This window comes from Novosphingobium resinovorum, from assembly GCF_027922145.1.
Classification (GTDB): Bacteria; Pseudomonadota; Alphaproteobacteria; order Sphingomonadales; family Sphingomonadaceae; genus Novosphingobium; species Novosphingobium resinovorum.
This window is the reverse complement of record NZ_BSFC01000030.1, coordinates 404,526-418,640: the sequence shown is the minus strand read 5'-3', so window position 1 is coordinate 418,640 and position 14,115 is coordinate 404,526. Positions and strand designations below refer to the sequence as shown.

The window sequence follows — 14,115 nt, the reverse complement described above, 5'->3', positions numbered from 1 at the left end:
TCACACCTCCGCCGGCTGGAACAGCTTCGCGTCGGGCCTGGGGTGCGGCATCGTCTGGGGACCGCCGACGCCGATGCTCCACTGGTCCATGACCAGCGGCGCGGGCACGTGGACCTTGTGGACGTGGTTCTCGAAGTCCACGTCCTCCAGTTCGGAAGTATACTCGACCGCGAAGCCGCCCGGCGTCACGAAGTAGCTGAAGGTGTTGTTGCCCGCCGTGTGCCGGCCCGGCCCCCAGCGAATGTCGGTGCCGTGCTGCTTGAGGCGGTGGGCACCGCGGAACATGTCGTCCACCGTCAGCATGTCGTAGGCGACGTGGTCGAGGCACGGCGGTCCGGGCAGGATGGCGACGCGGTGGTGCGCCTCGTTGCAGCGCAGGAAGCACATGAAGTCGCCCAGCCAGTCGCTCACCTTGAAGCCCAGCACCTCGGTGAAGAAGCGCACCAGCCCCTGATGGTCGGGCGAGTGGACGACGATGTGGCTGATCTTCACCGGCATGCCTTCCCAGCGCTCCATCGCCCGCTTGGCAGAGCGCGCGACTTCGGCGGAAATCTCGAAGGGCAGGCCGTCGGGCGAGAAGAAGCGGAAGCCGTAGCCGCCGCCCGGCGCATCGAGATCGCGCGGGGTATGGACGACCCGGCAGCCCGCCTGGGCGACCTTGTCGTGCAGGGTATCGACATCCTCGCGGGTGTCGGCGGCGAAGGCGATCACCTCGACGTGGTTGGCGTCCGACTTGTGCAACCGCACGACGTGATGCTCGTCATGGCCGTGGGTCTTGAACCACGCCATCTGGTCATCACCGGCCACTTCGACGAGGCCCCAGTCGTTGGTGTAGAAAGCGCGTTCGGCGTCGAAATCCTCGACGCCATATCCGACATAACGGATCTCGGTCACTCGGGTCATGGGTCTGTCCTTGCCTGATCAGATAGCTTGCGAGACGACCGCGAACATCTCTGCGGTGGCCTTGTGGTTGTCGACTTGCGGGCCTTTGCCGATCTGGCCGTGGCAGATCTCCAGCGACTTCTCGACGATGTAGCGGCAGCGTTCGTAGCGGCGCTCGCGGTAGGCGGCGAAGGCGGCTTCCGGCGCGTCGCTGCGGCCCAGTTCCTCGGCGAGCACGAGCGCATCCTCGATCGCCATCCCGGCGCCCTGCCCCAGATGCGGCGTCGTCGCGTGGACCGCATCGCCGAGCAGCACCACGCGGCCCTTGTGCCAGGGACCGTGGACCATCAGCCCCTCCAGCGGGCGATAGACCACGCCCGCATCGTCGGTGATCTGCTCAGCCAGCGCCCGGATCTGCGGTGCGGCATTCGCCAGCTTGCCGCGCATCGCGGCGGCAAGGCCCTCGCGAGGATAGTGCGGATTGCCCGGTTCGGGGCTGGTCGCGAAGAGGTACATCCCCTCGGCACTCATCGGCACGAGGCCGACACCCACGGGGCCGTTGTAGACATGCAGCGCATCAAGATCGGCGGGACGCGGGAAGTTGTAGCGCCACACCCCCTGCCCGGTGAATTCCGGGGTGGCGGCGCCCGGCAGGATCGCCTCGCGCGTCTGCGAATAGACCCCGTCGGCGCCCACCACGATGTCGAAGCGTTCCGCGCTGCCGTCCGAGAAGCTGACGGCCACACCTCCGCTATCATCGGCGCCGTCATCCTCAAGCACAGTCGCGGTAACGCCCAGCCGGATCGCCGCGCCAAGCGCCTTCGCGCTGTCGCCGAGCACCTTCTGCAGCGCGCGGCGGCCGATGCCGACATTGGCGGGCTTGCCCGGCACGAGGCTCGGCGCCGGTACCCGCGCGACGCGCTCGCCGGAGGGCAGGTAGATCTCCACTGCATCGAAGCCGCAGGCCGCGTCGAGGAATGCGTCGAGCACGCCGAGCTGGTCCATGGCCCGCACCACGTTGGCCTGCTGGATGATGCCTACCCCGTAGACCGACCACTCCGGGTCACGCTCGATCACCGTCAGCCGGTGGCCCGCGCGGCCGAGCGCGATCGCGGCGGACAGGCCGCCGATGCCGCCGCCGATGATCAGGACGTTCAGGTCATGCATGGCGGGCGCCCGCCCTCGTTGCAGTACCATGGGCAGTATCATCGATTGGCCGCATGTTTCTCTCCCGGGCTCATGATCCGAACCGGCGCAGCTTTGCGCCCGGTGCTTGTAAATTAGAACGATATTTCTAATTATAGATTCGGGGGACGTCAAGAGATTGACAGCGCCCCGATCCGAGTCCAAATACGAATTTCTATTCTAATATAGACGGCCGCAACGCCGCGTATCCGGGAGAAGCGACGGGCCGCACGGGCCGGAAGCGCTTTCGTATGCCGCTGCGAAACGGCCCATTCGAAAGGGGCCACAATGTCCAAGATTGAGCGGGGCGTGAGCCTCTACAGTTTCCAGGAGGAGATGTTCCTGGGCCGGATGAGCGTGGAGGACGTCGTCACCTTCGCCGCGTCGATCGGCGCACCGGGCATCGAGATCCTGCCCGAGCAGAACATGCCGACGTTCCCGAACATCACCGATGCGCAACTGGGCGAGTGGCAGGACATGCTGGCCCGTCACGGCGCGCATTTCACCTGCTACGACATGTTCCTCGACACCAAGCTGCGCAAGGGCGAGGTCCTGTCCGACGAGGAACAGGTCGAGAGCATCCGGCGCGACCTCGTGCTCTGCAACCGCCTCGGCATCCGCAACATGCGCGTGCTGATCTTCGTGCGTCCCGACATCCTCGAGAAGTGCGTGCCTTATGCCGAACAGCTAGACGTCCACATGGGCGTCGAGGTCCATGCGCCCTGGCATCTGGAACATGCGTGGATCCTGCGCACGATCGACGTCGCCGACCGCCTCGGCACCAGGCACCTCGGCATCCTGCCCGACATGGGCGTATTCATGAAGCACTACCCACCCGAATTCCGCGCCCGGTTCGAACGGCAGGGCGCCCGCCCCGAAATCGCGCAGTTCATCGTCGACCAGCACGAACAGAAGATCATGTGCGAATACACGATCTACGAAGTCGCGGTGAAGATGGGCGGCAACAAGGCCGAGATCGCCATGGCCGAGACGCTGCGCCATGCACCTTACGCGAACCCCAGGCGGATCAAGGACTACGCCCCCTATTTCCGCCATATCCAGGCCAAGTTCTACGGCATGACGCAGGACTGCACCGACCCGACGATCGCCTATGACGAAGTGATCCCCGAACTGGTGAAGTGCGGCTGGGAAGGCACGCTTTCCAGCGAATACGAAGGCAACCGCTGGATCCAGGACGTCGAGGAGGTGGACAGCCGCGAGCAGGTGCGCCGCCAGCACGTCATGTTCGAAAACCTCATCGCCAAGGCGGAAAGCCGGCTGGAGATCGCCTGATGTTCGACAAGTACCTGATCAACGCCGCCAGCCTGCGCAACACCGGCCCGGCGGACGCCCCCACCGGCTTCGCCTTCGAGGCCAAGCTCGGCTACTACCGCGGCCTCGGCCTTTCGATGATCGAGAAGCTGGACGTGTCCATCGACGGCGAGCCCCTTGCCCGCGAAGCCGTGCGTTTCGATGAAGGCGGCGGCCGCACGGGGGGCGCCCTGACGCTGGACGAGATGGAACTGGCCTACGACCGCCGCTGGCCCTTCGGCACACCCGCGACGATTCTCGTCGACTATCCCGGCGGCTTCCCGGCGGGCGAGCACGAACTCACGCTGCTCCAGCAGTTGCGGGTGTCCTACCTGCCGTTCCCCTCGATCAACACCGACCGCAAGACGGTATCGATCTGACGTTGAAAGGGGCGGCTCAGCCGCCCCTTTCCATTCAAGCGTCGTGCTCCGGGAACAGCCTTGCGGGCAAACGCAGGGCCAGCAGCAGGCACGCCGCCAGCAACACCTCGATGACCGCGATGGCGGGCCACACCGCGCCCACCTGCCCGCGCGGCGCTCCGGCGAAGAAGGCCGTGCCGACCACCGCGATGCCCAGCGCCATGCCGAGTTCCTGCACGGTCTTGATCAGCCCGCTCGCCGCGCCGGCATGGCGCGTATCGACCCGTGCCAGCATCACCGGGGTCAGCGGCCCGGTGGTCATGCCCATGCCGGTGCCCGCCAGCGCCAGACAGGGCAGCGCCCATGCCCAAGGGCTGGCCAAAGCACTGGCACAGCCGATCCACCCCAGCGAGCCACCCGCGAACAGCGCCATGAGCCCGGCTCCCAGCACCAGCACGCCTTTGCCCCGGCGCATCAGCAGCTTGCGGCCAAGGAACGCGATGCCCAGCATCACGCCCACGCTGAAGGGAATGTGCAGCAGCCCGGTCTGCAAGGGCGAATAGCCCAGCAGCTTCTGCGCTCCGAAGGCGAAGACGAACAGGAACCCGCCGGTCGCCGCACCGAACAGCAGCGCGATCGCGAGGCCCAGCGCGAACTGCGGCTCGGCGAAAAGCTCCGGCGCGAACAGGGCGGCGGTGCCTCTGGCGGCCCGCGCGCGGGTGCGGCGCCAGACCAGCGCCAGCAGCAAGGGCGCGGCGGCCAGCAGCGCGAAGTGCCACGCCTGCCAGCCGAAGTCCGCGCCCCGCACCAGCGGCACCAGCAGCGCCGCCATCGCGCCCGCGAACAGCAGCGTCCCGGCAAGATCGACGCCTCGCGCGTTCGACGATCGCGCATCCGGCAGCAGCCTCCAGCCGACCACCATCGCGAAGAGGCCGACCGGCGCGTTGATCAGGAACACGCTGCGCCAGCCCAGCCCGAACAGGTCGGCATGGATCAGCAGCCCGCCCAGAATCGGCCCGCAGATCGCCGAGAGCCCGCCGATCACGCCCACCCATGCCAGCTTGGCGACGCGCTCCAGCGGCTCGAACAGCACTTGCACCAATGCCATGACCTGCGGCGCCATCATCGCGCCCGCCGATCCTTGCAGCACGCGCGCGGCGATGAGCTGGTCGGGGCTTCCCGAAAGGCCGCAGAGGATCGAAGCCAGCGTGAAGCCGCCGACCCCGCCGACGAACAGCCGCCGGTAACCCCACGAATCGCCCAGCCGTCCGCCCAGCATCAGCAGCAGCGCGAAGGCGAGCGAATAGCCCGCCGCCACCCACTGCGCCTGCGCGGCCATGGCGCCGAAATCGCGCTCGATCACCGGCAGCGCGGTGTTGACGATCGTGACGTCGACGATCTCCAGCACCAGCGCCACCATCAGCGTCAGGTAAGCGAGCGACTTCTGCCGCTCGCTGAGGCCCGAACCGTGCTTCACCGCTGGCGGCGGCGGCGCATCGGGCGTCAAATCGCCCCTTCCCGAAGCATCTTCACCGCCGCATCGCAGGCCCGCGCGGTCAGCGCCATGTACGTCAGCGAAGGGTTCTGGCAGGCCGACGAGCTCATCTGCGCGCCGTCGGTGACGAACAGGTTCGGCACGTCATGCGCCTGGCTCCAGCGGTTGAGCACCGAAGTCCGGGGATCCCAGCCCATCCGCGCGCCGCCCATCTCGTGGATCGAGGTACCGCCGTGGCCCGGCCGGTCGAAGCCCATGACGACGTGGCCGCCCGCCGCCGTCAGCATCGCCGCCGCCTCGGTTTTCGCGTCGGACAGCGCGGCGAGTTCCTCCCTGCCGTGCTCGAAGGCGATCTCCAGCTGGCGCACGCCGCGCGGGTCGGTGCGGTTGCTCAAGGTCAGGCGGTTGGTGGCGCGCGGCATCGAATCGGCGAAGACCACCAGCACCATCGTCCAGGGACCGATATCGTGCAGCTCGTCCTTGTAGGCACTTCCGATGCCCGCCATGCGCTTGCCGCGCGTCCACGTGCCCTGCAGCGCGCCGCCCTGAAACGAATAGCCGCGCGTGAAGCCCTTGCCGTCCATCGTCTCCAGATTGCGGAAACGCGGGATGACGATGCCGGTCGGACGGTTGCCGAACGTGGTGCGCCCCTCGAACCCGGGCATCACCGCCATGCCCGCCATCGTGTTGGCGTGGTCCATGATATGCGTCCCCAGCACGCCGCTGGAATTGGCGAGGCCACGAGGCATCGCCTCGCTCGCCGAATTGAGCATCAGGTGGACCGAGTTGAACGCGCCCGCATTGAGGAACACGATCCGCGAGTGCGCCTGCCGCCCCTCGCCCGTCTTCGTGTCGATCCAGTGGACGCCGGTGACCCGCTTCGTCGCCGGATCGTAGTCCAGCTTGTGCACCTGCGCGTCGGTCACCACCGTCAACCGCCCGGTCTTCTGCGCCGCCGGCAACGTCGCCGACTGGGTCGAGAAGTAAGCGCCGTAGGAGCAGCCGCGCGCGCAGATGCTGCGGTACTGGCAATGCCCGCGGCCCTGTTCGGGGCGCGCTTCGGTGAGGTTGGCGGTGCGGCCGATCGTCATGACGCGGTCGGGGTATTTCGCAAGGATGCGCTCGCGGGTCGCCTGCTCGACGCAATTGAGTTCCATCGGCGGCAGGAAGCGCCCGTCGGGCAACTGCGCCAGCCCCTCCGCCGCGCCCGACACGCCGACGAACTCCTCGACCCGGTCGTACCACGGCGCGAGTTCGGCGTAGCGGATCGGCCAGTCGGTGCCGAAGCCGTCGCGCTTGTTGGCGCCGAAATCGTAGTCCGACCAGCGATAGCACTGGCGCCCCCAGGTCAGCGAGCGACCGCCCAGCTGGTACGAGCGGAACCAGTCGAAATCCTTGCCCGGCGCCTTCTGGTAAGGCTCCTGCGCATCGTTGACGAAGTGGCCTTGCGTAAATTCGTTGAAGTGCCGGTTGAGCATCTGCACCGGGTATTCGCGCGCATAGAGCGCTGCGTCGCCCTGCCCGCGAAACTCCATGTCCCACGGAGACTTTGTCTCTGTCTCGTAGTCGACCTGATGCTCGATCTTGCGGCCACGCTCGATCATCAGGACGGTGAGGCCCGCCTCGGTCAGTTCCTTGGCCGCCCAGCCGCCGGTGATGCCAGAGCCGACGACGATCGCGTCGAATTGCGTGTTGTTGCCCGTCATCAGCCGAAATCCACTGCCGTCCAGTCGCTGGAGAATGCCCGCATGCCGGGCGTGATCGGAATGTCCCACTCCCACTTGCCGGGAACGAGATCGTAGCGCAGCTCCTGCGATCCGCCCGCCTCGCTGGTGTAGTAGCCGGTCAGGATCAGCCCCTTGATCGCGGTCCAGGGCGAGAACGCCGCCCCTTGTACGAAGGCTTGGGCATCCAGCGCGGAGAGAAGTTCTGCCCGCCGCTCGCGCGGCTGGCGCAGGAAGTCTCCGCCCGCCGCCCGGTCGAGCACCTGCTCCAGCCACGCCAGATGCCGCAGCGATCCGTCACGGCGGCGAAAGGGCACGAGCTCCGCCGTCACCGTCTCCGCAGCCATCGGCGCACCGGTGCCGCTCAGCCCATGGGCGAGGGCGAGGACCACGAAATCGCCGACCCCCACGTCCCTTGCACCGGGCGTATCGGTGCGCGGGATTACGAGATCGGATACCTCGGTCATCAACGTGCTCTGGCGGTCGCTCGGCGCATCCTCGGCGGCGAGGTCAGTGAGCTTCACCGCTGCCGCCGGTATGCCCAGCGCCAGCGCGAACAGCGCCACGCCGCCCGCGAAATCGCGGCGCGTCCAGCCGCTCACGCGCATCGCTCCCGCAAGGCCGCGCCACTGCATGTCATGTCCATTCGCAAACGCCGTTTCATCTGCACCTTCGCCCATTTTTATAATTATCATTCTAATTTTTGAATTGCACGCTCGTCAAGCCCGTCATGGCAAAACAAGTGCATTGACCGGGCGCCCATCGCCGGATACCAAACGAGAATACGAATTCTAATATGCGCCGATCCAGAGCGCAGTTGGGAGTAGCATGAACCCGGTATCCCGATTCTTCGGCAGGCTGACGATGCGACCCCAGGGCGTGACCCTGGTGTCGGCGGCGTTCCTGCCCATCTTCGCCATCGTCTCGATGTTCCCGATCGTCGCCTCGATGATCCAGCACTTCGCCACCGACCCCGACGCGGCCGCGAAAGTGCCGCTCATGGTCACGGCTCCGGGCCTGACCGTAGCCGTGCTCGCGCCGTTCGCGGGGTTCTTCGTCGACAAGTTCGGACGGAGGCGGCTGCTGCTGGGCTGTACGTTCTTCTACGGGTTGTTCGGCACCGCGCCGTTCTTCCTCGACGACCTCGACCAGATCTTCGCCACGCGTCTGATGCTGGGTGTGTGCGAGGCGGGCATCCTCACCATCGTCAACACCCTGATCGCCGACTACTGGGAGGACACCGGGCGCCGCGACTGGCTGTTCGTGCAAGGCGTGGTCGGGCCGTTCCTTGCCTCGGGGGTGATCCTGCTGTCGGGCACGGTGGCCTCGCTGCGCTGGAACGGCGGCTTCCTGGTATATCTGGTGGCCTTCCCGATCTTCTTCGCGATGCTCACCTTCATGTTCGAGCCGAAGCGGGCGCAAATGGCCAAGGTGCAGGCCGAAACGCCGACGGCGGGCATTTCGGCTTTCCCGATCGCGGCAGCGGCAACGGTGGCGCTCGTCACGCTGTTCTCCTCGGCGCTTTATTACGTCTTCATCGTCAATGGCAGCATCGCCTTCGGAGAAGTCGGCGTCCGTGACCCCGGCGCGGTCGGCCGGATGAGCTTCCTGCCCAGCCTCTTCGTGATCCCCGGGGCACTGCTGTTCCGCATTCTCTCGGGACGTGCGAACGCGGTGCAACTGGCCACTTTCTTCGGCATCATCGGCACCGGGCTTGCCGTGATCGGCCTTGCCCGCACGCCGGGCGAGATGGTCGTGGGCCTGTGCATCCAGCAGACCGCCGCAGGCATGGCGGTGCCGATGCTGGTGGCGTGGGCGCAGACCAAGTTCCCCTTCGAGCATCGCGGCCGCGGCATGGGCATCTGGACCGGCGCGTTCTTCTTCGGCCAGTTCAGCTCGCCGTGGCTGGTCCACCAGATGAACCTCGCGACCGGGACGATGCAGGGGGCCTTCGTCGCGAGCGGATGCGCGGCGCTGGTCGGCATGGCGGTGGCGGTCGTCGCCGCCTTGCGCGCCAGCCCGGCGGTGCCGCGCACGGCCTGAACCTCTCGTCATTGCGAGCGGAGCGAAGCAATCCAGACGGCACAGTGCCGCCCTGGATTGCTTCGCTCCGCTCGCAATGACGGCGGTGTGGGAAAGCGACAAAAAGGGGCCGGCAGGACAATGCGTCCTGCCGGCCCCTTTCTTTTAACCTCGACCCTCAGGCGAATGCGGCGAGCGTGACCTCGACCGGCAGCCCGGCATCCTCGCAATGCCGTGCGGCGCGAAGCATCAGGCGATCGGCGACGGGCATCCAGCCCTCCTCGCCCCAGATGCGCAGTGCCCTGGTCTCCAGCGGCACCGTGACCCGCCGCGTCTCTCCGGCCGCGAGAATGGCGCGCGCGAAGCCGACCAGCGCGCATTCCGGCTCGTCGCGATAGACCTGCACGATCTCGCAGGTCTCGCGCTCGCCCGGATTGGTCAGCGCCACCGAGATCGCCCCGTCCTCGGCACGCGCATCGCTCCAAAGCACTTGCGCGTAGCCAAGGCCGCTGCCGAACGGATGGCGCGCCGCCCGCCCCTGTGCGACCAGTCCGCGATAGCCGAAGCGCGTGCCCTCGGCGTAAGTCAGCGTCCCGTCGTCCTCCGCAGGGGCGAGGTCGAAGGCGGGATAGTCCGCTTCGTCGGCCGCGATCGTCACCGGCAGACGCCCGCGCGGCTCGCGGCGGCCGCAAAGCACGTCCGCCAGCGCCTGCGCAAAGCCCTGCCCCGGATACCACACCGAGAGAACGGCGGCAGCACCGTCCTCCCAGCTGCAGTCGAAGGCATGGCCGACGTTGACGATTACCGCCGTGCGTGGATTGACGGCGCAGACTTGCGCGATCAGGCGCTCCTGCATCTCGGGCAGGCGGGTGTCGGCGCGGTCCTTGCTTTCGACGCTGGAATCCGATGTCTCGCCCACCAGCAACAGCACCGCATCGGCTCCCCGCGCGGCCTCGACGGCGCGGGCGAGCATGGCCTCGGCGCTGTCGGGGTTGCGCACCCCGTACCAAAGACCCTGTACGCGACCGCCCAGCCACTCGAATTCGGCTGTGACGGTGACCTCCTGCCCCTCGGCCAGTTCGATCGCGGCCATGTCGGCGTCGCCGCGCTTGAGGACGCCCATGATCTCGGAAGCCGGGACTTCGCCGCCCGCCGTCAGCACTTCCCGCCCATCGACAAGGATGCGCGCCGCGCCGGTGGAGCCGAGGTAGAAGCTGTAGAGCCCCGCGCTTTCCGCCGTGAACCGGCCGGAAGCGCGCAGCGATCCGGGCCGGGTGAATTCCGCCTGCTCATGTACGCCGACGAACCACACCAGCGAATTGGTATCCCGCGTCTCGCGCGAGAGTACCTCTCCGGTGCAGCCGGGCTGCGCGAAGTATTCGAGCGTCATGCCGCGGGTGCAGCCGTCGCCGATGTCGAGCGCCGGAACCACCGGCATCCCCGGCAGGCGCGGCTGCGGATCGACGCCGGGTTCGAACACCAGCTCGCAGCTGTCGCCATAGGTCTCGCGCAGCGTTTCCAGCGGCGTCGGCGCATCGGGCGAGATCGAAATCTTCGCGAAGGTCCCGCCCTGAAAGCACGGCGCGTAGGCATTGGGGCCGATCACCGCCAGCCGCTTCACTGTCCCCGGTTCGAGCGGCAGCATCGCGCCTTCGTTGCGCAGCAGGGTGAAGCCCGCTGCAGCGGCCTCGACCAGCAGCGCCTCGGCCTGATCCATCGGCGCAGGCGCGGCCTTGGGCGCATCGAGACGGCGGGCGACGGCGGTGACACGGGCAGCGGCATCATCGACCCGGCTGCGCAGGACCGAGCCCGCCGCGACGGCCGCCTCCACCTTGGGTCCGAGGAACCGCGCCGGCCCCGGCATCTCCAGATCGAGCCCGGCGTTGATCGAGCCCTCGGTCGAATGGGTGCCGAACCAGTCGCTCATGATGAGACCGCCGAAAGCCCACTCGCCCTTGACGATTCCGGTCAGCACTTCGGCCTGCTCCGCGCACCACGAACCGTTGACGCGGTTGTAGGCCGCCAGCAGGCCGACGCAGCCCGCATCGACCGCATATTCGAACGGCAGCAGGTAGACTTCCCGCAAGGTGCGGTCATCGACGCGCACGTCGATTTCGTCACGCGCGGTCTCGCTGTCATTACAGACAAGGTGCTTGGCGACCGAGCCGGTGCCGGTCGACTGCAGGCCCACGGCCCACTCGGCGCCGAGAACACCTGCCAGCACCGGGTCCTCGGAGAAATACTCAAAGGCACGGCCCGCCAGCGGGCTGCGCGCAAGGTTGAGATTGGGCGCCAGCACCGCATCGACGCCGCGCGCGACCGCCTCGTGCCCGACGAGTTCGCCGACGCGGCGGCACAAGTCGCGGTCCCACGTCGCGCCCAGCAAAGTCGAGCACGGGCTGAGCAGCGCGATGTCGCGCTCGTCCACCCGGCCGCTGGCGATGCCGAGCGGGCCATCGGACATGGTGAAGGCCGGAATGTCCGCCTCGGGCAATGCGACCGAGGACCACATCGCCCCGCCCGCCGTGAGTGCGCTCGCCTGCGTGAGCGTAATGTCCGTCATGCCAACCCCCCGGCCGAAACCTCGAATGCGAAACCCATGATCTGCTGTGCCTGCGCCCGCACGGCGCGGGCGATGCCATCGTCGGCCAGTGCGCCGTCAGGACCGAACGGCCGCTGCTCCACCGAATTGACCGCGATGCCGACCGGCGTGGGCCAGCCGCGCATCGCGTGGACGACGTCGCGCAGCGCGGAAAGCGTCGTCCCGCAAGCCTGCCAGCCCGCCGCCGTCACCACGAGGCCGACCGGCAGCCCGTCGAAATAGACCCGCGCATCGCCGCGCAAGTCCTCAAGGAGATCGACCGCGTTCTTCACCAGACCGGAGTAGCCGCCGTGATAGCCGGGGCTGCCGATGACGATCGCGTCGCAGCCGCGCACCGCCTCGACCAGAGCCTGTTCCTCGGCGGTGCGCTCGGGGTTCTCCGGGTTGAAGTGCGGTAGCCGCGCAAGCGAGGGGCCGTCGAACATCGTGGTTTCGGCGCCCATCGCCGCGCATTCGGCAAGGACGGCCCGCACGATCCGCTCGCTGGAAGAGGCCTGGCGGAACGTCCCGCCAAGGCCGACCACCCGCTTGCGGCGGGGCGATGAAGTTGCGGTCACTATGCGCTCTCCTGATAAGGCGGCGCCCTTCTCGCGGGCGCCCTGTCGTCGTCGGCTCGGCTCAGCCCTTGAGCGCGGGCATCACCTTTTCGGAAAGCAGGTGCAGCGTCTGATTGCCCAGCTGCAGGCGCTCGTCGGTCAGCGGGCCGGTCGTCGTGCCGCACAGGATGTTGCCGATGCCCAGCTCCTGATAGGGCTTCAGGTGCTCGATCACCGTCTCGGGCGAGCCGTAGAGGCACCAGGTGCCGATCCAGTCGTCGGTCAGCGCATCGGGCGTGCGGTCGGTCTTCTTGTTGGCGTCGTCGCTCTCGGCGCGGGCGTTGAATTCGGCCTCACGCTCGACCGCGTCCTGATAGCTGCGCAGGATGACTTCGAGTTCCTCGCGCGCCTGCTCGTCGGTCTCGGCGACGTGGACGACCTGATAGGTGTGCGTCGTCCAGTCGAGCGCGGAGGCGACCACCTCGTCGCTGTGGCCGGCTTCGAGCAGGAACCCCTTGTAGATGTCGAACCACTTCTTGACGTGGACGAAAGGCTCGGTGCCGCCGATCTTGGGCGGCGTAAAGGCGGGGATGAAGGCGGGCCAGCCGTGCTCGGCAGCGCGGCGCGAACTGGCCTCCTTCATCGCCACCGGCATCAGGCGGGCATGGCCGGGCGTATAGGGCGCAGGCGTGATGCGCTGGAGGACGCGGCCGTTGTACGGGCCGTTCTCGATGACCACGGCGGGATCGTCCATCCGCTTGGCCCAGAGCTGCTCGGCGATGGCGAGGTTGTTCTCGGCAAGGGCGCCCGCGTCCCTGTAGTCCACCGCGAACCCGATCATCTCCTCGGGCGTGGTGCCCGAGCCGACGCCGACGAGCAGCTTGCCGTCGGTCAGCTGGTCGAGGACGTTGATCCGCTCGGCGAAACGCACGGGGTGATGCAGCGGCACCGACACCACCGAGAAACCGAAATGCATGTGCGGCATCTGCCCGGCAAGGTAGCCTGCGAAGATGAAGCTGTCGCTCGCCACCGGCATGTAACCGTTGAAGTGATGGTCCGGCAGGAAGATCGCATCGTAGTCCAGCGAGGCCGCGAGACGCGCGTGCGCCTCCAGGTCCTTCATCAGCTTGCGATCCTGCTCGGGGCCGAGCGAACGGGCGTTCAGGAAGACGGAAAAGCGCATGTACCCTCCCAAGGGAATCATCGCGACATGGATATGTCGCTAAATTAGAATTGACGTTCTTATTTCGATAAGGTGTTTATTGCGGTCATGTCAACACGTCCAAAGCCTCGCGCTTCCGAAAAAACGCTGGCGGTCGATACCGTCAGTCGAACCCCGCAACAGGGGCGCAGCAAGGCCTCGTTCGAGCGCATGCTCGTCGCCGCCGAAAAGCTGATGCTCGAACGGGGTAGCGAGGAGTTCACCCTCCAGGACGTCAGCCAGACGGGCGCCGTCTCGATCGGGTCGATCTACCTGCGCTTCAAGAGCAAGGAGAACCTGGTCCGCGCGGTGATCGCCAACCACCTCGAACGCATGGCGGCGGACGAGGACGCGATGATGGTGGCGGTCAAGGCGAAGGCGACCTCGCTCGACACGTTCATGCCGCGCTACGTGCAGGCGTTCGCCGGAGTGCTGCGCGACCATGCGCCGCTGCTGCGCCTGAGCATGCAGCGCGCCTCGTTCGACCCGCTGGTGTCCGAACCCGGCAAGCAGAGCGCCAACCGCGCCGCCGCGATGGGCATCGCGGCGATGCTCGAATACCGCGAGGCGTTCGGCGGCGAAGACCACGAACTGAAGGCCAATGCCGCCTACCAGATCATCTTCGCAACGCTCGCCCGCCAGCTGAGCCTGGGCTCGACAGCCGAGTCCGCCTATGCCCACGACTGGGAGCAGCTCAACACAGAGCTGGGCCGGATGTGCCTCGCCTACCTCAAGGCGGATGCCTGACGCGGCTTTCGCCTTTCCGGCAGTCTGACACAATCGAGGGGCGCGGCAGCG

12 protein-coding genes are annotated in these 14,115 nt (G+C 67.3%); 4 read left to right on the top strand and 8 right to left on the bottom strand.

The features are described from left to right. A complete protein-coding gene (locus tag PKE80_RS19810) occupies positions 1–903 on the bottom strand; it encodes a VOC family protein (protein WP_271183994.1) in 903 nt (300 codons plus the stop codon). Between the two features lie 18 nt (positions 904–921). Then, entirely contained in the window at positions 922–2,049 is a 1,128-nt protein-coding gene (locus PKE80_RS19805; RefSeq protein WP_271183993.1) for an FAD-dependent oxidoreductase, read from the bottom strand. A 306-nt stretch (positions 2,050–2,355) separates the two neighbouring features. Here PKE80_RS19805 and PKE80_RS19800 point away from each other — a divergent pair, with 306 nt between their 5' ends. After that, positions 2,356–3,360: a sugar phosphate isomerase/epimerase family protein gene (locus PKE80_RS19800; protein WP_271183992.1), complete on the top strand. Its 1,005-nt coding sequence runs from the start codon at positions 2,356–2,358 to the stop codon at positions 3,358–3,360. After that, positions 3,360–3,758, top strand: coding sequence for a C-glycoside deglycosidase beta subunit domain-containing protein (locus PKE80_RS19795; protein ID WP_271183991.1), 399 nt, complete (start codon positions 3,360–3,362; stop codon positions 3,756–3,758). Before PKE80_RS19800 ends, PKE80_RS19795 begins: the two co-directional genes overlap by 1 nt. 34 nt (positions 3,759–3,792) lie before the next feature. Here PKE80_RS19795 and PKE80_RS19790 read toward each other — a convergent pair whose 3' ends face one another. Genes PKE80_RS19790 through PKE80_RS19780 form a run of 3 tightly spaced genes read right to left on the bottom strand, consistent with a single transcriptional unit; the run spans position 3,793 to position 7,564 of the window. Beyond that, positions 3,793–5,244 (bottom strand): MFS transporter, encoded by a 1,452-nt coding sequence (locus tag PKE80_RS19790; protein WP_271183990.1) that lies wholly within the window; start codon positions 5,242–5,244, stop codon positions 3,793–3,795. Continuing rightward, positions 5,241–6,938 carry a GMC oxidoreductase gene (locus PKE80_RS19785; protein WP_271183989.1) on the bottom strand — a complete coding sequence of 566 codons (1,698 nt, stop codon included), beginning with the start codon at positions 6,936–6,938 and terminating at the stop codon, positions 5,241–5,243. Before PKE80_RS19785 ends, PKE80_RS19790 begins: the two co-directional genes overlap by 4 nt. Next, positions 6,938–7,564: a gluconate 2-dehydrogenase subunit 3 family protein gene (locus PKE80_RS19780; protein ID WP_271184019.1), complete on the bottom strand. Its 627-nt coding sequence runs from the start codon at positions 7,562–7,564 to the stop codon at positions 6,938–6,940. The genes PKE80_RS19785 and PKE80_RS19780 overlap by 1 nt, the downstream gene beginning before the upstream one ends. Before the next feature lie 220 nt (positions 7,565–7,784). Here PKE80_RS19780 and PKE80_RS19775 point away from each other — a divergent pair, with 220 nt between their 5' ends. After that, on the top strand, positions 7,785–8,999 hold the full coding sequence (locus tag PKE80_RS19775) for an MFS transporter (protein WP_271183988.1): 1,215 nt from the start codon (positions 7,785–7,787) through the stop codon (positions 8,997–8,999). A gap of 157 nt (positions 9,000–9,156) precedes the next feature. On the opposite strand, the gene PKE80_RS19770 is transcribed toward PKE80_RS19775, so the two are convergent. The 3 genes from PKE80_RS19770 to PKE80_RS19760 form a co-directional block, all read right to left on the bottom strand. After that, entirely contained in the window at positions 9,157–11,541 is a 2,385-nt protein-coding gene (locus tag PKE80_RS19770) for a beta-glucosidase (protein WP_271183987.1), read from the bottom strand. Next, positions 11,538–12,137 (bottom strand): NADPH-dependent FMN reductase, encoded by a 600-nt coding sequence (locus PKE80_RS19765; RefSeq protein WP_271183986.1) that lies wholly within the window; start codon positions 12,135–12,137, stop codon positions 11,538–11,540. Before PKE80_RS19765 ends, PKE80_RS19770 begins: the two co-directional genes overlap by 4 nt. Positions 12,138–12,198: 61 nt before the next feature. After that, positions 12,199–13,299, bottom strand: a complete 1,101-nt coding sequence (locus tag PKE80_RS19760) for an LLM class flavin-dependent oxidoreductase (protein ID WP_271183985.1) — start codon at positions 13,297–13,299, stop codon at positions 12,199–12,201. Positions 13,300–13,386: 87 nt separating this feature from the next. Between PKE80_RS19760 and PKE80_RS19755 the strand changes: the two genes are divergently transcribed. Beyond that, on the top strand, positions 13,387–14,064 hold the full coding sequence (locus PKE80_RS19755) for a TetR/AcrR family transcriptional regulator (RefSeq protein WP_271183984.1): 678 nt from the start codon (positions 13,387–13,389) through the stop codon (positions 14,062–14,064). Positions 14,065–14,115 lie beyond the last annotated feature (51 nt).